At 69.0% G+C, this 17,823-nt stretch carries 18 protein-coding genes; 15 read left to right on the forward strand and 3 right to left on the reverse strand.

The window, feature by feature from the left end; all coding sequences use genetic code 11:
• Positions 1-57 precede the first annotated feature (57 nt).
• From MKK64_RS09920 to MKK64_RS09985, 14 genes are all read left to right on the forward strand, one after another.
• Positions 58-717: a cytochrome c3 family protein gene (locus MKK64_RS09920; RefSeq protein ID WP_243934108.1), complete on the forward strand. Its 660-nt coding sequence runs from the start codon at positions 58-60 to the stop codon at positions 715-717.
• Between the two features lie 16 nt (positions 718-733).
• Positions 734-3,679 carry a TAT-variant-translocated molybdopterin oxidoreductase gene (locus MKK64_RS09925; RefSeq protein WP_243934116.1) on the forward strand — a complete coding sequence of 982 codons (2,946 nt, stop codon included), beginning with the start codon at positions 734-736 and terminating at the stop codon, positions 3,677-3,679.
• Between the two features lie 4 nt (positions 3,680-3,683).
• Complete coding sequence (locus MKK64_RS09930; protein ID WP_243934118.1) at positions 3,684-5,720, forward strand: quinol:electron acceptor oxidoreductase subunit ActD; 2,037 nt, start codon at positions 3,684-3,686, stop codon at positions 5,718-5,720.
• On the forward strand, positions 5,717-6,244 hold the full coding sequence (locus MKK64_RS09935; RefSeq protein WP_243934125.1) for a c-type cytochrome: 528 nt from the start codon (positions 5,717-5,719) through the stop codon (positions 6,242-6,244). Before MKK64_RS09930 ends, MKK64_RS09935 begins: the two co-directional genes overlap by 4 nt.
• The gene (locus MKK64_RS09940; RefSeq protein ID WP_243934127.1) at positions 6,241-7,323 is read left to right on the forward strand and encodes a hypothetical protein; all 1,083 of its coding nucleotides are present in this window, start codon (positions 6,241-6,243) and stop codon (positions 7,321-7,323) included. The genes MKK64_RS09935 and MKK64_RS09940 overlap by 4 nt, the downstream gene beginning before the upstream one ends.
• Complete coding sequence (locus MKK64_RS09945) at positions 7,320-7,796, forward strand: hypothetical protein (RefSeq protein ID WP_243934128.1); 477 nt, start codon at positions 7,320-7,322, stop codon at positions 7,794-7,796. Before MKK64_RS09940 ends, MKK64_RS09945 begins: the two co-directional genes overlap by 4 nt.
• Positions 7,797-7,800: 4 nt before the next feature.
• On the forward strand, positions 7,801-8,778 hold the full coding sequence (gene coxB, locus MKK64_RS09950) for a cytochrome c oxidase subunit II (RefSeq protein WP_243934130.1): 978 nt from the start codon (positions 7,801-7,803) through the stop codon (positions 8,776-8,778).
• Positions 8,775-10,454, forward strand: coding sequence for a cbb3-type cytochrome c oxidase subunit I (locus MKK64_RS09955; protein WP_147726019.1), 1,680 nt, complete (start codon positions 8,775-8,777; stop codon positions 10,452-10,454). The genes coxB and MKK64_RS09955 overlap by 4 nt, the downstream gene beginning before the upstream one ends.
• Positions 10,455-10,464: 10 nt before the next feature.
• On the forward strand, positions 10,465-11,124 hold the full coding sequence (locus tag MKK64_RS09960) for a cytochrome c oxidase subunit 3 (protein WP_147726018.1): 660 nt from the start codon (positions 10,465-10,467) through the stop codon (positions 11,122-11,124).
• Between the two features lie 4 nt (positions 11,125-11,128).
• Positions 11,129-11,440: an oxidase gene (locus tag MKK64_RS09965; RefSeq protein ID WP_147726017.1), complete on the forward strand. Its 312-nt coding sequence runs from the start codon at positions 11,129-11,131 to the stop codon at positions 11,438-11,440.
• Positions 11,441-11,556: 116 nt separating this feature from the next.
• Positions 11,557-12,375, forward strand: a complete 819-nt coding sequence (locus MKK64_RS09970; RefSeq protein WP_147726016.1) for a class II glutamine amidotransferase — start codon at positions 11,557-11,559, stop codon at positions 12,373-12,375.
• Positions 12,376-12,543: 168 nt separating this feature from the next.
• Positions 12,544-13,287 carry a NepR family anti-sigma factor gene (locus MKK64_RS09975; protein WP_147726015.1) on the forward strand — a complete coding sequence of 248 codons (744 nt, stop codon included), beginning with the start codon at positions 12,544-12,546 and terminating at the stop codon, positions 13,285-13,287.
• A 118-nt stretch (positions 13,288-13,405) separates the two neighbouring features.
• Positions 13,406-13,819 (forward strand): DUF1236 domain-containing protein, encoded by a 414-nt coding sequence (locus MKK64_RS09980; protein WP_147726014.1) that lies wholly within the window; start codon positions 13,406-13,408, stop codon positions 13,817-13,819.
• 147 nt (positions 13,820-13,966) lie between these two features.
• On the forward strand, positions 13,967-14,257 hold the full coding sequence (locus MKK64_RS09985) for a hypothetical protein (protein WP_147726013.1): 291 nt from the start codon (positions 13,967-13,969) through the stop codon (positions 14,255-14,257).
• A gap of 3 nt (positions 14,258-14,260) precedes the next feature.
• On the opposite strand, the gene mscL is transcribed toward MKK64_RS09985, so the two are convergent.
• From mscL to MKK64_RS10000, 3 genes are all read right to left on the reverse strand, one after another.
• Positions 14,261-14,689 carry a large conductance mechanosensitive channel protein MscL gene (gene mscL, locus MKK64_RS09990; RefSeq protein WP_147726012.1) on the reverse strand — a complete coding sequence of 143 codons (429 nt, stop codon included), beginning with the start codon at positions 14,687-14,689 and terminating at the stop codon, positions 14,261-14,263.
• Between the two features lie 80 nt (positions 14,690-14,769).
• Positions 14,770-15,606 (reverse strand): CDP-diacylglycerol--serine O-phosphatidyltransferase, encoded by an 837-nt coding sequence (gene pssA, locus MKK64_RS09995; protein WP_243934132.1) that lies wholly within the window; start codon positions 15,604-15,606, stop codon positions 14,770-14,772.
• Between the two features lie 12 nt (positions 15,607-15,618).
• Positions 15,619-16,329, reverse strand: a complete 711-nt coding sequence (locus tag MKK64_RS10000) for a phosphatidylserine decarboxylase (RefSeq protein WP_243934145.1) — start codon at positions 16,327-16,329, stop codon at positions 15,619-15,621.
• 981 nt (positions 16,330-17,310) lie between these two features.
• On the opposite strand from MKK64_RS10000, the gene MKK64_RS10005 reads away from it, so the two are divergent.
• Positions 17,311-17,823 carry a DEAD/DEAH box helicase gene (locus MKK64_RS10005; RefSeq protein ID WP_243934147.1) on the forward strand — a complete coding sequence of 171 codons (513 nt, stop codon included), beginning with the start codon at positions 17,311-17,313 and terminating at the stop codon, positions 17,821-17,823.

The raw sequence follows: 17,823 nt of genomic DNA on the forward strand, positions 1-17,823 counted from the left end.
GGTGACGCTCTCCACCGACGACATGCGGCGGTCTCGGCGCCCGCGGGCCATCGCCTGATGGCGCAGCTGTTCTCGCCGGGCGCCGACGCGATCTACCGGCTCGCCCTGCTCACCGGCGTGGCGTGCCTTGCCGGCATCCCGATCGTCGCGGCGGGGATCGTGCGCTCGGATTACGTCACCGGCGTCGGGGTCGCCCCGGCCCAGCCGGTGCCGTTCAGCCACAAGCATCATTCCGGCGAGCTCGGGGTCGACTGCCGCTACTGCCACACGACGGTGGAGACCCAGGCGACCGCCGGCATTCCGCCGACCCACACCTGCATGACCTGCCATTCGCAGATCTGGACCGGGTCCGACATGCTGAAGCCGGTGCGCGACAGCTTCGCGCGCGACGAGCCGCTCCAATGGGTGCGCCTGAACAAGCTGCCGAGCTACGTCTACTACAACCACTCGGTCCATGTGACGAAGGGGATCGGCTGCTCGACCTGCCACGGCGACGTGACCAGCATGCAGATGACCTACCGCGCCAACGCCTTCGAGATGCAGTTCTGCCTCGACTGCCACCGCGATCCGGCGAAGTACATCCGCCCGCAGGAGCAGGTCTGGAACATGACGTGGAAGCCGCCCGAGAACCAGGCGACCCTCGGGCCCGAGCTCGTCGCCAAGAACCACATCCGGGGGGGCGAGCGCCTCACCGAATGCGCGATCTGTCATCGCTGATGGGGACGGACCGCACATGACCGGGCATCACGACATCGGCGCGATCCGCGCGCGCCTGGCGTCCGGCGACGGGCCGGCCTTTTGGCGCAGCCTCGACGCGGTCGCCGACACGCCCGAGTTCCGAAGCTACCTGGAGGCCGAGTTTCCCGCCGCGGCGCGGCTCGCGGCCTCGCCGGAGCGGCGCGGCTTCCTGAAGCTGATGGCCGCCTCGTTCGCGCTTGCCGGATTGTCCGCCTGCGACTCGAGCGACGGGCGGCACTACGAGCTGCCCTACGTCAACGCGCCCGAACGGGTCCTGCCCGGCGCGCCGCTCAGCTACGCCTCGTCGGCGCTGCTCGACGGGTTCGCCAACGGCATCCTCGTCACCACCCGGAACGGCCGCCCGCTGAAGATCGAGGGCAACCCCGACCATCCCTGGAGCCTGGGCGGCACCGACGTGCTGGCGCAGGCCTCGGTGCTCGGCCTCTACGATCCGTTCCGCTCGCAGGCGGTGCAGCATATCGGGCGGCCGAGTTCGTGGGCCGCCTTCCAGGGCGCGATGCTGGCGCAGATGCCGGCCTGGCAGGCGAAGGGCGGCGAAGGCCTCGCCCTGCTCACCGGACCGGTGACCTCGCCGTCGCTCGAGGCCGAGATCGCGCGGATGCGGAAGACCTATCCGGCGATGCGCTGGTACGTCAGCGCAGGCGTCGCGCGCGACGGCCTCTACGAAGGAGCCCGGCGCGCCTTCGGCCGGCCGGTCGAGACGCTTCCCGAGTTCGCCAAGGCGCGAACCATTGTGTCCCTCGACGGGGACATGCTCGACCTCGGCCCCGGGCAGGTCGGGCTGGCGCGGCGCTGGAGCGACGCGCGAAAGGCATCCTACGCGGCCGGCAACCTCCTCACCCTCCACGCCGCCGCGGCGACGCCGACGCTGACCAGCGCCAAGGCGGACTACGGGATCGCGGTCGCCGCCTCGCGGATGGAAGCCCTGGCGCGGGACCTGCTGAGCCTCGCCGAGGGCGGAACGGCACCCTCCGCCGACGACGCGTCGGCGGCTTGGCTCGAGCGTGCATCCGCTGCGCTGAACGCGGCCCGCGGCGCCGGCCTCGTCACCACCGGGCTCAGCGGCTCGCCGGCGTTGCATGCGCTCGTCCACCGGCTCAACGGCGCCTTGGGCAACGCCGGCACGACGGTGCGGCACACCGCACCGGCCCAGGCGATCGGCGCCGGGACGCTCCGCGACCTCAGCACCGCCATGGCGGAGGGCTCGGTCGAGACCTTGATCGTGCTCGGCGTGAACCCGGTCTACGAGGCGCCGGGCGCCCTCGACTTCGCGCAGGCCATGGAGCGCGTGCCGCTGAAGATCCATGCCGGCCTCTACTACGACGAGACCGCGGCCCATTCCGATTGGCACCTGCCGCTGGCGCATCCGCTCGAATCCTGGGGCGATGCCCGCTCCCTCGACGGCACCGTCGGCCTGATCCAGCCGACCGTCGCGCCGCTCTACAACGGCCGCTCCTCCAACGAGCTGTTGGGATTCCTCGACCGGGGCACGATCGGCAACGGCCTCGATCTGCTGAAGCAGCGGATGCGCGGCGAATCCGAGACCGACGCCACGTTCCAGGCCCGCTTCGAGGAGTCCCTGCGCAGCGGCTTCCTGCCCGACAGCGCGGCCAAGCCCGAGACGACGGTGCTGACCGAGGCCGCCTCGGCGCCGGCGAAGCCTCCGGAAGCGCCGCAGGAGACCATCGAGGTGGTGTTCCGCCCCGACCCCACCATCTGGGACGGGACGCTGGCCGATCTGGGCTGGCTGCAGGAACTACCCAAGCCCCTGACGAAGATCGTTTGGGAAAACGTCGTCGGTGTCAGCCCGAAGCTCGCCGAGCGACGCGGGCTCGCCAACGGCGACATCGTGCGCATCGCCGCAGACGGGCGCGCGATCGAAGGTCCGGTCTGGATCACGCCCGGGCAGGCCGAGAACACGGTCAGCCTCGGGCTCGGATACGGGCGCAACGTGCCCGACCACCTCGCGAAGGGCCTGGGATACGCCGCCAACGTGCTGCGGCCGGCGATGGACCCATGGCTGCTGGAGGGCGCGACGCTCGCCGCGACCGGCCACCGCCGGATGCCCGCGACAACCCAGGATCTCGGCACGATGGAGGGGATGGATCTCGTCCGCGTCCAGCACCAGGGCGCGAAGCCGGTCGGCGATGCCAAGGCCTACGAGCTGGCCTCGTTCTACCCGAAGCCCGCAGCCGCAGAACGCGGCGCGGAGGCCGCCTGGGCCATGGCGATCGACCTCGATTCCTGCATCGGCTGCAACGCCTGCATCACCGCCTGCCAATCCGAGAACAACATCCCGGTCGTCGGGCGCGAGGAGGTCGAGCGCGGCCGATGGATGGGCTGGCTGCGGGTGGACCGCTACTTCTCCAGCACGCTCGATGCGCCCGAGACGCATTTCCAGCCCGTGCCGTGCATGCATTGCGAGAACGCACCCTGCGAGGTCGGCTGCCCGGTGGAGGCGACGCTGCACGACAGCGAGGGCCTGAACCTGCAGGTCTACAATCGCTGCGTCGGCACGCGGACGTGCCAGAGCTATTGCCCGTACAAGGTCCGGCGCTTCAACTATCTCGATTATACCGGCGACATGCCGGTGGTGGCGCAGCAGCAGCGCAATCCCGACGTGACGGTGCGCGCCCGCGGCGTGATGGAGAAGTGCACCTACTGCGTCCAGCGCATCGCCGCGGCCCGCATCGACTCGGCCAAGGACGCGCACGCGCCGATCCCGGACGGTGCCGTCGAGACCGCCTGCCAGGGCGCCTGCCCCACCCGCGCCATCACCTTTGGAAACCTCTCGGACCCCGGCAGCCGGATCGCCGCGGCGCGGGCGGACGGCCGCAACTACGCCCTGCTCGGCGAGCTGAACACGCGCCCGCGGACGACCTATCTCGCGAGCCTCGCGCCGCCGGCGAAGGAGGGCTGACGCCATGTCGGGAGCCACACTCCAGCCACCATCCGGCACCGGCCTGATCGGCCCCGACGCGACGCTGCACGGCATCGGTCGCGCCGTCGCTTCGGTCCCGCTGACGCATCCGTTGAACCGCCGCTGGTGGATCGCCTTCGCCGGCGCGCTCGCCCTGCTCGGCCTGTTCGGCGGGGTGCTGTGCTACCTGCTCCTGACGGGCGTCGGCATCTGGGGCAACAACAACGCCGTCGTCTGGGCGCTCGACATCGCGAGCTACGATTGGTGGATCGGCGTCGCCAGCGGCAGCCTCCTCGTCTCCGCGGTGCTGCTCCTGCTCGGGGCGGAATGGCGCGGCGCCGTCAACCGGGTCGCCGAGACGGTCGCCCTGCTCTGCACCTGCGCCGCCGGCCTCTACCCGATCATCCATCTCGGCCGGCCGTGGTTCTTCTTCTGGAACCTGCCCTATCCGAACACCTACGACCTGTGGCCGCAGTTCCGCTCGCCGCTCCTGTGGGACGCGATCGACATCGTGTCCTACCTCGTGGTCTGCGTCAGCCTCTGGTACATCGGGTTGCTGCCAGACCTCGCGTCGTTGCGCGACCGCGCCGTCGAGGATGCGCTGGCGCAGGAGAAGGCCCACGGCCGCCCTCGGAAGCGGTCGCTCCTGAAGGCGCAGGCCTACGGGATCGTCGCGTCGGGCTGGCGCGGATCGGCGGCGCATTGGCAGCTCTGGTCGCAGGCCTACCGCACCATCGCGCTGCTCGGCGTGCTGCTGGTGGTCTCGCTCCAGACCGGCGCCTCGGTAATGCTCGCGGGCTCGATGATGCCGGGCTGGCACGACACGATCCTGCCGGTGACCTTCCTCGTCAACGCCGTGTTCTCGGGCGTCGGCGTCACCGCCGCGATCGTGGTGCTGATCCGCTCGGTCTACCGACTCGACGGGCTGATCTCGGCACGGCACCTCGAGATCCTCGCCCGGCTGATGCTCTGCCTCGGATGCGCCAGCCTGTACTGCTACGCCACCGAGTTCTTCTCGACGTGCCTGCACGGCGACCAGCAGGAACGCGACGTGCTGATCCGGCGGATGACGGGCGCCCATGCCTGGGCCTTCTGGACCGTCGTCGCGTGCCTGCTGATCCCGGCACAGGCGTTCTGGTCGGCCCGCCTGCGCCGGTCGCCGCGCGCGGTCGCGCTGATCGGCGTCCTGATCGCGATCGGCGCCTACGCCGACCACGTCATGGTCCTCGTGGTGACGCTGGCCCAGGATTTCCTGCCCTCCTCGCGGCTGGCCTACAGCGAGACGATCTGGGGCGTCGCCACCTTCGCCGGTTCCGTCGGCCTGTTCCTGACGCTGCTGCTGCTGTTCCTGCGCTACCTGCCGGCGGTCTCGATCACCGAGAGCCGTCGCCTGGCGCTCGCCGTCGTGCCGGCCGCGGCCGCGGCCGAGCGGAGGGCGGTGAAGGAGGCCGAGGCGCGGCCGCTTGCCAGCGAGCGGGACGGGACGGAGGACGCGCCGCTCTGGGGCGTCAGCGCCGCCTTCGCCTCGGAAGCGGACCTCGCGGCCGCCGCCACCGCCCTGTCCGGCCGCAACGACGCCCACGTCCACCTGGACGCGCACGGCCCCGTGCCGATGCCGCGCGTGCTCCGCACCCTCGGGATCGCCGGGCGCTCGATCCGCGCCTACGCGATCCTCGGCGCGCTCGCGGGCGGCGCCGCCTTCTTCGGGATGTGCGTCTACGCGACGGCCTACGACTACGTGTTCCTGATCGGCGGGCGTCCGCGCTTCTCGTGGCCGTCCTTCGTGGTGCCGAGCCTGTCCTTCGCGATGATGAGCGGCACGATCGCGGTCCACCTTGCCTTGCTGATCCTGAACCGGTTGCCGCGCTTGAACCACCCGGCGTTCAACATCCCGGGGTTCCTGCGCGCGACGGACGACCGCTACTTCCTCTCGGCCGAAGCCCAGGGCGAGCGCTTCGACGCCGACCGCGTCGTGCGCAAGCTGGCGTCCCTGCCCGCGGAAGCCGGCCGCCCGCTCGACATCCGCCGGGTGCCGCGATGAGGCGTCTCCTGGCCCTGCTCGCCGTCCTGCCGCTCGCGGCCTGCGGCGAAGCCGACATGAGCGATCAGCCGCGTGCCAAGACCTGGGACAGGAACGGCTTCTTCCCGCAGGCGATGACGATGCGCCATCCCGTCGCCGGCACCGTGCCGCGGAACGATCCGGCCAAGCCGGCGGTGCAGCCGGCGAGCATCACCGAGACCCTGCTGGCGCGCGGGCGGGAGCGGTACGGCATCTACTGCACCCCGTGCCACGGCGCCTCGGGCGACGGACGCGGGATCATCGTCGCGCGCGGCTTTCCCTCGGCCGGTCAGCTCACCACCGAACGCCAGCGCACGGCGTCGGCCGACGACCTGTATCGGGCGATCTCGGAGGGGCACCGGGCGATGTACGGGATGGGCCAGATGATCCCCTCCGCGGATCGCTGGGCGATCATCGCCTATGTCCGCGCCCTGCAACGGAGCCAGGATACCGAGGTCGCGGGCCTGCCGCCCGAGGATCGGGCCAAGCTGGAGGCGTCGCGATGATGGCCGCTTACGCCTCTGCCGCACGGCGCCGTCCCGTCGCGGCGCTGCTCCTCGGCGCCGGAGCGTCGATCCTCGCCGTGCTGGCGGGTGGCTGGCGCGGGGCGGCCACGTCCTATCTGGCGGCTTGGCTCTCGCTGCTCGCCCTGCCGGTCGGCGCGCTTCCGATCGCCATCGCGCTCGAGCGGTTCGGCCTGCGCGAGCACGACCGCGGCGAGGGCGAGCTTTCCAAGTCCTTGCGTCGCCTCGTCGGGCTGATGCCGGTGGCAGCGATCCTGGGCGTGCCCGTCCTGTTCGGCATCGGGCAGATCTATCGATGGACCGACGCGCCGCCCGCGACGCCGCTGGCCGCTTTGTGGTTCACGGTGCCGCTCTTCGCCCTGCGGGTGATCGCGTACCTCGCCGCCTGGGTCTGGCTCGCCGCGCGGTTCGTGGTCCCGGGCGAAACCCGCGACGGACGCACGATCTCCGGGGTCGCGCTGCATGCCGTCGTCGGAACCCTGGCCGTCACCGACCTCGTCGGATCCCTGGACCATCGGCTCGGCTCCAGCCTCGAAGGTCTGCTCGTGCTGACGGCCTGGAGCGGCTTGGCCCTGGCCGCGGCGATCCTCCTGGCACCGGAGGAGCCGACGCCGATCGGGCGCGGGCGTGCGGTCCCCGGGCAGGACCGGCTGGTGCCGCTGGTGGTCCTGCTGAGCCTCTGGGCCTTCCTGCACTTCGTGCAGTTCCTGATCGTCTGGTCGGCGAACCTTCCTCAGGAAGTCTTGTGGTACTTCGCCCGCGGCGGCTGGCTCGGCCGTGCGTTCGCGAGCCTCGGCGGGGCCGTCGTCCTGCTCGGCGCGCTGGCGACGCTTCGGCCGGGGCGCCCGACGACGCGGGTCTTGGCGGCGCTGGTGCTCGCGCTCCACGCGGTCGAGATGCTCTGGTTCGTGACGCCCGCTCTGCGCGACCGCTTCGTGATCGGCTGGAGCGACGCCCTCGCCGCGATCGCCGTCTGCTGCCTGGCCGTGGCCCTGCTGCCGGTGGCGCAACGCCTGATGCCCGTTCTCTCGCCCCGGCGCCGGCGGAGCGCGGTCGCATGAGCACCGAGCGCACGCAGCACCGGTTCGGCTTCGTCTCGTCGATCATCTCCGGCTTGGCGATCTTGCGCCGCCGTCCTTCCTCGCCCGGGACGGCGAAGGCATCCGGCGAGGCCGGATCCTCGGACGGGCCGGGCTACGAAACCTCCGACGTCCATGTCGGCAACACGGCCCGCGTGATGGCCGGGCTGATGGTGACAGCGCTCGCCGTGATCGGAGCGATGATCTGGCTGGAGACGATGGTCTCGACCGATCAGCGCCAGGCCCTGCCGAGCCTGACCGCGCAGCAGACCGCGCGGCTCGTTCCCCCGCCACCGAACCTTCAGGCCGACCCCTACGCCGACCTCGCTGCCGAGCGTGCGGCCGAAGGCCGGCGGCTCGACGGCTACGCTTTCCTCGACGCCTCGCGGCAGCGCGCGCGCATCCCGATCGACCGTGCCATGGCGCTGACGGTCGGCCGAACGCTGGACCCGTGAGCCGATGACGCCGAAGCACGCAGCCCTCGAGCTCTGGCCGGCGGCGGCCTCCGCCGTCGCGGTCGAGACCGACTACCTGATCCTCGCCTTCACGGTGCTCACGCTGGTGCTCACCGTGCCGGTGTTCCTGGCGATCACCTGGTTCGCGATCCGGTACCGCGACGGCCAGGAGGCCAACCGCGACACCAGCGGCATCCGCTCGAACCTGATCGAGATCAGCTGGATGCTGATTCCGTTCCTGCTGACGCTGATCTTCTTCGTCTGGGGCGCGCGGCTCTTCGTGATCTCGAAGAACCCGCCGCCCGACGCGATGGTGATCGAGGCGATCGGTCGGCAATGGATGTGGAAGTTCCAGCACCCGACCGGCCAATCCGAGATCAACGACCTGCATGTGCCGATGGGCCAGCCGATCAAGCTGCGGATCATCAGCCAGGACGTGATCCATGCGCTCTACCTGCCGGCGCTCCGGGTGCAGATGGCGGCCTTGCCCGACCGCTACACCGAGCTGTGGTTCAAGGCCGACAAGCCCGGCACCTTCCATCTGTACTGCTCGGAATATTGCGGCACCGACCACTCGGCGATGGAGGGCAGCCTGACGATCCTCAGCCAGGGGGACTACCAGGACTGGCTCACCCATTCCGGGGCGCAGCAATCGAAGGTCGCGGCCGGCAAGGCGATCTACAATGCCTACGGCTGCGGAACCTGCCACGACGATGGGTCGACCGTGCAGGCGCCGAAGCTCGCCGGCCTCTACGGACGGGCGGTGCGACTGGCGGACGGGCGCACGATCACGGCCGACGAGGACTACCTTCGCGACAAGATCCGCAACCCCAACGGCAACCGGCTCGCCGAGGGCTACAAGCAGATCATGCCGAGCTTCGCCGGCGTGATCCCGGAGGACGACCTCGGCCGCCTGATCGACTTCCTGAAATCGAACACCCGCACCGTGGGCGACGCAGCGTCCGGAGAGGCCACGCGATGAGCGCATCGGGCACGATCGACAGCGGGATCGCGAACCGCGAGCCGCACGCGCCGGAGGCGACGCTCGATCGTCCGGCCGACTATCTCCACGCCCAATCGACCCTGCGCTCGTGGTTCCTCACCACCGACCACAAGCGCATCGCGATCCTCTACCTCGCCTCGATCACCGCGTTCTTCATCATCGGCGCCGTCGCCGCGGGCGTGGTGCGGCTGGCCCTCGTCGTGCCGAACGGCGCGGTGATGGCCAACGACACCTACAACAAGGCCTTCACCATCCACGGCGTGGTGATGGTGTGGTTCTTCCTGATCCCGTCGATCCCGGCGACCTTCGGCAACTTCCTGATCCCGCTGATGATCGGGGCGAAGGACCTCGCCTTCCCCAAGCTGAACCTCACGAGCTGGTACGTCTTCATGACGGGCGCGCTCTTCACGATGGTGTCGGTGGTGCTCGGCGGCATCGACACGGGCTGGACCTTCTACGCGCCGCTCTCCACCGCGTTCTCGAACGGCTGGGTCCTGCCGGCGCTGATCGGCGTGACGATCGTCGGGTTCTCGTCGATCCTGACGGGCCTGAACTTCGTCGTCACGATCCACACCATGCGCGCGCCCGGCATGACGTGGTTCAAGCTGCCGATCTTCGTCTGGACGCACTACGCCACCAGCCTGATCTTCCTGCTGGCGACGCCCGTGATCACCACGGCGCTGATCCTGCTGATCATGGAGCGCGCCTTCCACATCGGCGTGTTCGATCCGGCCTATGGCGGCGACCCGGTGCTGTTCCAGCACCTGTTCTGGTTCTACTCGCACCCGGCGGTGTACATCATGGTCCTGCCGGGCATGGGGGTGATCTCCGAGATCATCCCGGCCTTCGCCCAGAAGAAGCTCTTCGGCTACCGCTTCGTCGCCTACGCCGCGATCGGGCTCGCCTCGGTGACGTTCTTCGTCTGGGGCCACCATATGTTCATCAACGGGCAGAGCGATCTCGCCTCGCTCGCCTTCTCGGCGCTCTCCTTCGCGGTCGCCGTGCCCTCGGCGGTGAAGGTCTACAACTGGACCGCGACGATCCATAAGGGGAAGCTCCGCCTCGACACGCCGATGCTCTACGCGATGGGCTATATCGGCCTGTTCGTGCTCGGCGGCCTCACCGGCCTGTACCTGGCGACGCTGGCGATCAACCAGCACATCCATGCGACCTACTTCGTGGTCGCGCACTTCCACTACATCATGGTCGGCGGCACGGTGCTGGCCTTCCTCGGCGGGCTGCACTTCTGGTGGCCGAAGTTCACCGGCCGGATGTACAACGAGGCCTGGGGGCGGATCTCGGCGCTGCTGATCTTCCTCGGCTTCAACGTGACGTTCTTTCCGCAGTTCATCCTCGGCTACCTCGGCATGCCGCGACGCTACGCGACGTACCCGCCGGAATTCCAGATGCTGAACGTCCTCTCCTCGGCCGGCGCGACGATCCTGGCGGCGGGCTACATCTTCCCGATGCTCTACCTCGTCTATTCCCTGTGGTTCGGCAGGAAGGCGCCCGTGAATCCCTGGGACGCCAAGGGGCTCGAGTGGGAGACGACCTCGCCGCCGCCGACGCTCAACTTCGCGTCGCCGCCCGAGGTGCCGAGGGTTCCGTACGACTACCCGATCCAGGAGCAGGAAACCAAGGCGCAGCATCGATGAGGCAGCAGCGATGAGCACGGGTCTCGCCGACGGCGTCGGCATCAAGCGCGCCCACCATTTCGAGACCGTCGCGCAGCAGCGCTATGCCGCTACGCTCGGGATCTGGGCGTGGCTGATCACCGAGCTCCTGCTCTTCGCGGCCCTGTTCCTGGTGGCGCTGATCGTGCGGATCCAGCACCCGGAGGCGACGCAGGAGGCGGCGCGCCACCTGAAGTTCTGGATCGGCGCCGTCAACACGGTGGTGCTGATCGTCTCCAGCCTCACCATGTCGATGGCGATCGAGTTCTCGCGCATTGGCTGGCAGCGGGCGATGGTGCGAGCGATGCTGGCGACCGCCGCTCTCGGCAGCCTGTTCCTCGTGCTGAAGGGCTACGAGTACTACGCCGACTACGAGGAGCACATGATGCCGTTCCTCGGCTCGCGCCCCTACGAGCTGACGGCGAGCCCGGCCTCGCGCCTGTTCGTGAACCTCTACTACGTCGCGACGCTGTTGCACGGGCTGCACCTGCTGACCGGCATCTCGCTGCTGCTCGGCATGACCTGGATCGCGTCCAAGGCGGGGTTCCTGTCGCGGCACCAGAACTGGATCGAGATCTACGGCCTGTACTGGCACTTCATCGACCTGATCTGGATCATGGCCTTCCCGATCCTCTACGTCGTCAACCGGTAGCCCGATGCGCAGCCCGCTCGCGACCCTCTCCGACACCGACCGCGCGCTCCTGAAGGATCGGCTGCGCAAGCCGGTCCTGACCTTCCTCGCGCTGATGGGCCTGCTCGCGGTCAACGTCACCCTCGGCGCGACGCTGCCGTTCGAGCATGTCTGGGCGCTCGAGCTCGTCGTCGTCGCGGCGATGGCGCTCGTCGTCCTCCTCGTGTCGATGGAGGTGCTCCACGAGCCGCCGCTGGTGAAGCTGTTCTCGGGCCTCGGCTTCTTCTGGGTCGCGATCATGGTCGGCATGACGCTGACGGATTACCTCGGCCGCTGACGCGCGGTGCGGTTCACGGTTGTTCGCCGTCCGAAACGCACCTAAACCGAAGTGGACATCCGGGCGGCGGACGATCCGCGCCGAGGCCCCGCCCGATCAGGTAAGTTTCCGAGACGATGTGCGAACTGCTCGGCATGAGCGCGAACGTGCCCACCGACATCCGCTTCTCGTTCGCGGCGTTGGCGCGGCGCGGCGGCGAGACTGGTCCGCACGCGGACGGATGGGGCATCAGCTTCTACGAGGGCCGCGGCTGCCGCAGCTTCCACGAGCCCGAGCCGAGCGCGAAGTCGGAACTCGCCCGCCTGCTGCGCGACTACAAGATCAAGAGCCGCATCGTCATCGGACACGTGCGCAAGGCCAATCGCGGCCGCGTCAGCCTCGAGAACACCCATCCGTTCTCGCGCGAGCTCTGGGGCCGGCGCTGGACCTTCGCGCATAACGGTCAGCTCAAGGGGGTGAAGAAGCTTCCGCTCGGCGGGTTCATGCCGATCGGGTCGACGGACAGCGAGTACGCCTTCTGCTGGATGCTCGGCCGCCTGCAGGGGCGCTTCTCGGCCCTGCCCAAGCCCGCGCTGCTCGACCGCGCGGTGGCCGACCTCTGCGCCGAGTTGCACGCGCTCGGCGTGTTCAACATGCTGCTCTCCGACAGCCGAACCCTCTACGCCCATTGCGGCAAGCGCCTGTGCTACCTCACCCGCCGGGCGCCCTTCGGCACGGCGACGCTGATCGACGAGGATTGGCGGGTGGACTTCGCCCAGGAGACCACCGAGCGCGACGTCGTGTCGGTGGTGGCGACGCAGGCGTTGACCCGCGACGAATGCTGGACCGACCTCGCGCGCGGTGACGTCATCACCCTGCGCGACGGCGCGATCCGCCTGCTGAAACCCGGCGCGCCGGCGGCGGCCACCGTCGTCGTCGCGCCGAAGCCCTGTTGAGGCGAGGCGCGACGCACTTGGATGTGACGGTCGCGAAGGTGCAAGCGCGGCCGCGATAGGCTAAAGACACGGAACAACTCGAACGGCTCAGGCGCGAGCCGGACACGTTCCGCCTCGCGGCTTCGGACCACCCGCGAGCCCGCAGAAGACCGTAGATTGCGACGCATCATGACCCGCGACGAGACCGACACCCTTCCGAGCCAGTCTGGAAACGGCGACAAGGATGCGCGGCCGAACCTGTCGCACACCATCCGCTCCCATCTCGGCGACCATCTGCGCAGCGCCTACGACACGTTGGGCCAGACCGAGCTGCCGAGCCGTTTCGCCGAGCTGATCGCGAAGCTCGAGGCGGCGCTCAAGGCCCGCGGCGAGGCGATCGAGCCGGAGTTCCGCAACGGCCTGCTCGCGGCCGTGCCGAGCCTGCGCGCCTTCGCCCTGTCGCTGACCTCGAACCCGGCCCGCTCCGACGACCTCGTGCAGGATACGCTGATGAAGGGCTGGCAGCATCGCGCCCGCTTCCAGCCCGGCACCAACCTGAACGCGTGGCTGTTCACGATCCTGCGCAACATCTTCTACTCGGACCACCGCAAGCGGGTCCGCGAGGTCGAGGACCAGGACGGCTCCTACGCCGCGCGCCTGGCCACCGCCCCGCACCAGGGCGACCGTCTCGACGTCGAGGACCTGCAGACGGCGCTCGCCAAGCTCCCGCCCGACCAGCGCGAGGCGCTGGTGCTCGTCGGCGCCGAGGGCGTCTCCTACGAGGAGGCGGCGACCATCATGGGCTGCAAGGTCGGCACCGTGAAGAGCCGCGTCAGCCGGGCCCGGGGGCGGCTCGCCGAGCTGCTGGGCTACGACGAGGAAGACCTCGGCTCCGACCGGTTCATCCAGTCGGCGATGCCCAAGGACGCCTGAGAGAACGCCCGACGATCGGTCTTTTTTGACGCATCCGTTTCCGGGGGTCGTGCGTTACCGGCCCGACACTCGCACGGCGCCGGTTGGCGCGGCGAGCATCGGAAGACGGAGCTTTGCCATGCAGTTCAAGACCCTTCTGGCCGCCTCGGCCCTCGTTCTCGCCCTGCCGCTCGCCGCACAGGCGCAGGGCACCATCCGCGGTGCCGAGCGCGGCGCCGAGACCGGCTCCGATATCGGCGGCCCGATCGGCGGGATCGTCGGCGGCGCGGTGGGCGCGGCGACCGGCACCGTCGGCGGCATCCTCGGCGTCGACATGCAGCCGCGCTTCCGCAGCTACGTCCGCGAGCGCAACGTGCGCTCCTACGATTACGACGGCCGCGTCGCCGTCGGCACCACCCTGCCGGGCGACGGCGTGACCTACTACGACGTGCCCGACGAGTACCGCGTCCAGCCGGGCACCCGCTACACCGTGATCAACAACCGCCCGGTCCTCGTCGATCGCGGCCACCGCATCGTCGAAGTGATCGACTAGGCGTTTCATCGCCGCGCGACGTGCGAGGGCTCCGGGGCGACAGGCTCCGGGGCCCTTTTCCTTGGCGCCCACCGCACGCTCGGCCGCCCATGCAACGCTTCGCCGCATCGCCCGTTATGGCTCTGACGGCGAACGGGAATTCCCACCATGAACGACGACGCCATCGATCCGAAGGCCGGGCTTCCGGAGCCGGTCCGCGACCATCTCGGCCAGCAGCTGCGCTCGATGCTGTCGGTGGGCCAGGAGAAGCCGCGCTTCCTCGGCGACGATCCCGCGCCCGACGCCACCTTCGCGCCGCAGCTTCAGCGCCTGGAGACCCGGCTCAAGACCCACGAGGAGGGCACGGGCGCCGTCGAGCACGCCCTCGACCGCATCCTCGATGCCTTCGGCGTCACCCCCGACGACGGCAAGCCCGCCGGCACCAAGCCGACGGCCTGAGGGTCAGACCTTCGGGCGCGTCGCGAGCAGGTCGCGGATCTCGCCGAGGATCTTCACGTCGGCCGGCACCTCGGCGACGGCCTCGGGCTTGGCCTCCTCCTTGGTCACGAGCTTGTTCATCGCGCGGATGACCAGGAACAGCACGAAGGCGACGATCATGAAGTTGATCGCCACGGTGATGAACTGGCCGTAGCCGATCACCGCACCCTGCTTCTTCGCCTCGGCATAGGCCGCGCCGGCCTGCACCTTCGACGACAGCGGCAGGTAGTAATTCGAGAAGTCGAGCCCGCCGGTGATCGCGCCGATCATCGGCATGAACACGTCCTGCACCGCCGAGGTGACGATCGCCCCGAAGGCGGCGCCGATGATCACGCCGACGGCGAGATCGACCACGTTGCCGCGCAGCGCGAACTTCTTGAACTCTTCGAGCATGGCGGGTCCCCAGCCTTCAGGTGCATCACGCTACGCGTGGCGGCGGGGGCCGCCAAGCGCACGCGGGCCGGCATCCACCGTCAGATCGCCGAGGCCGGGTCCTCGCCGGCCTCGATGCGGGCCGCCGGCTCGAGCCGGGCGCGGCGGCGGTACTGCGCGGCGCCGATCGGCAGGCCGACGATGTAGGCGGCGCTGATCGCCACCAGCGATTCGAACGGGAACGAGATCAGCAGGCCGAAGGCGGCCACGCCCGCCAGGAAGATCGGCAGCACCCACCCGCGCGGCACGCGCTTGCCCATGGTCTTGCCGGAGAAGGTCGGCACGGTGGAGACCACGAGCAGGGCGATGCCGAGCACGTAGACCAGGATCGCCGGCGCGGCCCAGGCCTCGAAGCCGAAGCCGAGGAAGTGCAGGTAGAGCGGCAGCATCGCCGTCATCGCGCCGGCCGGGGCCGGCATGCCAACGAAGTAGTCCTTCTTCCATTCCGGGCGGTTCGGGTCGTCGAGCATCGCGTTGAAGCGGGCGAGCCGCAGCGCCATCGCGATGGCGAAGATCAGCGCCACGATCCAGCCGAGCGATTTCAGGTTGTGGAGCGCGAAGCCGTAGAGGATCAGCGCCGGCGCGCAGCCGAAGTTGACGAAGTCGGCCAGCGAATCGAGCTCGGCCCCGAAGCGCGAGGTGCCCTTCAGGAGCCGCGCCACGCGCCCGTCGATGCCGTCGAGCACGGCGGCCGCGATGATCGCGATCACCGCCGGCTCGAACTTGCCCTCGAAGGCCAGGCGGATCGCGGTCAGCCCGAGGCAGAGCGCCATCAGGGTGATCATGTTGGGCGCGATCATCCGGAACGGCACCGGCTTGAACCGGCGCGGCCGCGGCTCGTTCGCGTCCGGCTCGAAGGGCGGGAAGAGATCGTCCATCGCCCCCTCCCTTCAGATCCGGCGGAACGAACGCTCGGGCCCGCCGCCGAGGTCGGCGAGCACGGTCTCGCCGGCCACCGCCTTCTGGCCGAGGCCGACCAGCACGCGGGTGCCGACGGGCAGGTACACGTCGACCCGCGAGCCGAAGCGGATCAGCCCGAAGCGCTCGCCGACCGCGAGCTGGTCGCCGGCCGAGACGAAGCCGACGATGCGGCGCGCCACGAGGCCGGCGATCTGCACCACGCCGACCCGCACGGGCTGGCCGCCGTGCAGGGTCTCCATCACCATCCCGTTGCGCTCGTTGTCCTCGCTCGCCTTGTCGAGCTCGGCGTTGAGGAACAGCCCCGGCGTGTAGTGGATCTGCCCGATCTTGCCCGTCACCGGCACGCGGTTCACGTGGCAGTCGAACACGTTCATGAACACCGAGACCCGGGTCATCGGCACCTGGGGCAGGTCGAGCTCGGGCGGCGGCAGCACGGTCGAGATCAGGTTCACCCGCCCGTCCGCCGGCGAGACCACGAGGCCCTCGGCCACCGGCGTCACCCGCTCCGGGTCGCGGAAGAAGTAGCAGACCCACAGGGTCAGGATCAGGAACACCCAGCCGAAGAACTGCGAGAAGGTGCCGGCCAGCACGGTGAGCACGATCCCGATCACGATGAAGGGGTAGCCCTCCTTGTGGATCGGGACGAGCGTCCGGCGGATCGTCAGGAGAAGGTCGTTCATGCGGTCTTTCGGAAGGGGCGCGCGAAGGGCGCGGGGCCAACGGGATTTTGACCCGCGCGATGGCAGCCCAGGGCGCGAAGGTCAACCGCCGGCGCCGTCGCGCGGGGGTCTGGCCGCCCCATCGGACCGACACCCGCCCCGTCATTCCGGGATGCCGAAGGCGAGCCCGGAACCCAGAGCCGCCGACGCGAGCAAGGTCCGGCACCCTCGGCGCGTCTGGATTCCGGGCTCCGCTGCGCGGCCCCGGAATGACGGTCGTTGGCATCCGATCGTCCAGGCACGCCAAAACGACCCCGCGCGGAAAGCCGCCGGCGGCATGGCCCCGACATCACGGACAGGAGACGCGGGACGCCGCGGAACCCTGTGATGATGCGCACTGAGCCGGTTCCCCGGCGCCCCGCGGTGCCGGGCCCCGAGAACGCGGGCACCCGGCGCCGATTTGTCGTCGCGGCTTTACGTACCGCACGGCCCCGCCGCCGCGGCCCGCGCGACGCGGGCCCCGGTCACGTATCCGGCCACGTAGGGCCGGGTCGCCTCGGCGACAGCCGGAACGGGCGATCCCCGCACCCTCCCTAACGTCGGGACGGGCTCAGGTCTCTTCTGAGAGCGCTCCGCTTGCGGGCGACAGCCCGCCGCTCAGTGCGCCCCGCGCCGCGCATTATGGACGCCGTATCGCGGCGGGTTGATCGACCCACCGCGCAGGACCGCCACGCTGCCGACCGCCCCGTCGATCACCGGGCCGGCTCCTGACGGGGGCCCCGGGACGAAACGCAGCCCCGGCACCGTGCAGCGCGTGATGGGGTTATAGGCATATTATAGGATTTTTGTCAAGCAAATTCAATTAGGGGGTCTTTCGAACAACTTGAAATTCGATGGTGTGTGACCCACCGGACGAGAAAGTGCCCTGGCAAATAGACAGAGCGCAACTTTAGCGATAGCTAGTGAAGGCCATAGGCGGGCTGCACTAAAAAAAGGCGATCAATGCCAGTCGCGGATTTCGTTGCCCCAGGGCTTTCTCCACAAATCAAAGAGCAGCTGCTCGAATGGAAGATTGAAGATTTTACCGAAATACAACAGCTCGCGCTAAAGGCAAGCGTAGCAGATGGCAAAGGCCTTGTTGTATGTGCGCCGACTTCGTCGGGGAAAACTTTGGTCGGAGAGATTGCAATTTGTGCGGCACTAGAACGTGGGTGCCGTTGTCTCTATCTGGTTTCTCACCGAGCACTTGCAGATCAAAAATTCATCGACTTCGAGCAGAGGTTCGGGAACAATTCGTCCAGGCCGATTGCAACAGTAGGTCTTAGCACCGGAGACCGAGAAGAAGGCGATGCTTCTCCACAGATCATGGTCGCGACATACGAAAAGTGTTTAGGTCTTTTACTTTCTGGACAAATAGATACTAGTGACATTCTAGTAGTTGCCGACGAACTCCAAATTTTGTCGGAAGAATCCAGAGGGCCAAACATTGAAACCTTATGCTCAATATTTCGCTAA

It is taken from the genome of Methylobacterium sp. E-025, assembly GCF_022829705.1.
Lineage (GTDB): Bacteria > Pseudomonadota > Alphaproteobacteria > Rhizobiales > Beijerinckiaceae > Methylobacterium.

Bases quoted from the DNA above. Each gene is read 5' to 3' on its own strand.
- MKK64_RS09920 (WP_243934108.1), top strand. From the start codon at position 58: ATGGCGCAGCTGTTCTCGCCGGGCGCCGACGCGATCTACCGGCTCGCC.
- MKK64_RS09925 (WP_243934116.1), top strand. From the start codon at position 734: ATGACCGGGCATCACGACATCGGCGCGATCCGCGCGCGCCTGGCGTCC.
- MKK64_RS09930 (WP_243934118.1), top strand. From the start codon at position 3,684: ATGTCGGGAGCCACACTCCAGCCACCATCCGGCACCGGCCTGATCGGC.
- MKK64_RS09935 (WP_243934125.1), top strand. From the start codon at position 5,717: ATGAGGCGTCTCCTGGCCCTGCTCGCCGTCCTGCCGCTCGCGGCCTGC.
- MKK64_RS09940 (WP_243934127.1), top strand. From the start codon at position 6,241: ATGATGGCCGCTTACGCCTCTGCCGCACGGCGCCGTCCCGTCGCGGCG.
- MKK64_RS09945 (WP_243934128.1), top strand. From the start codon at position 7,320: ATGAGCACCGAGCGCACGCAGCACCGGTTCGGCTTCGTCTCGTCGATC.
- coxB (WP_243934130.1), top strand. From the start codon at position 7,801: ATGACGCCGAAGCACGCAGCCCTCGAGCTCTGGCCGGCGGCGGCCTCC.
- MKK64_RS09955 (WP_147726019.1), top strand. From the start codon at position 8,775: ATGAGCGCATCGGGCACGATCGACAGCGGGATCGCGAACCGCGAGCCG.
- MKK64_RS09960 (WP_147726018.1), top strand. From the start codon at position 10,465: ATGAGCACGGGTCTCGCCGACGGCGTCGGCATCAAGCGCGCCCACCAT.
- MKK64_RS09965 (WP_147726017.1), top strand. From the start codon at position 11,129: ATGCGCAGCCCGCTCGCGACCCTCTCCGACACCGACCGCGCGCTCCTG.
- MKK64_RS09970 (WP_147726016.1), top strand. From the start codon at position 11,557: ATGTGCGAACTGCTCGGCATGAGCGCGAACGTGCCCACCGACATCCGC.
- MKK64_RS09975 (WP_147726015.1), top strand. From the start codon at position 12,544: ATGACCCGCGACGAGACCGACACCCTTCCGAGCCAGTCTGGAAACGGC.
- MKK64_RS09980 (WP_147726014.1), top strand. From the start codon at position 13,406: ATGCAGTTCAAGACCCTTCTGGCCGCCTCGGCCCTCGTTCTCGCCCTG.
- MKK64_RS09985 (WP_147726013.1), top strand. From the start codon at position 13,967: ATGAACGACGACGCCATCGATCCGAAGGCCGGGCTTCCGGAGCCGGTC.
- mscL (WP_147726012.1), bottom strand. From the start codon at position 14,689: ATGCTCGAAGAGTTCAAGAAGTTCGCGCTGCGCGGCAACGTGGTCGAT.
- pssA (WP_243934132.1), bottom strand. From the start codon at position 15,606: ATGGACGATCTCTTCCCGCCCTTCGAGCCGGACGCGAACGAGCCGCGG.
- MKK64_RS10000 (WP_243934145.1), bottom strand. From the start codon at position 16,329: ATGAACGACCTTCTCCTGACGATCCGCCGGACGCTCGTCCCGATCCAC.
- MKK64_RS10005 (WP_243934147.1), top strand. From the start codon at position 17,311: ATGCCAGTCGCGGATTTCGTTGCCCCAGGGCTTTCTCCACAAATCAAA.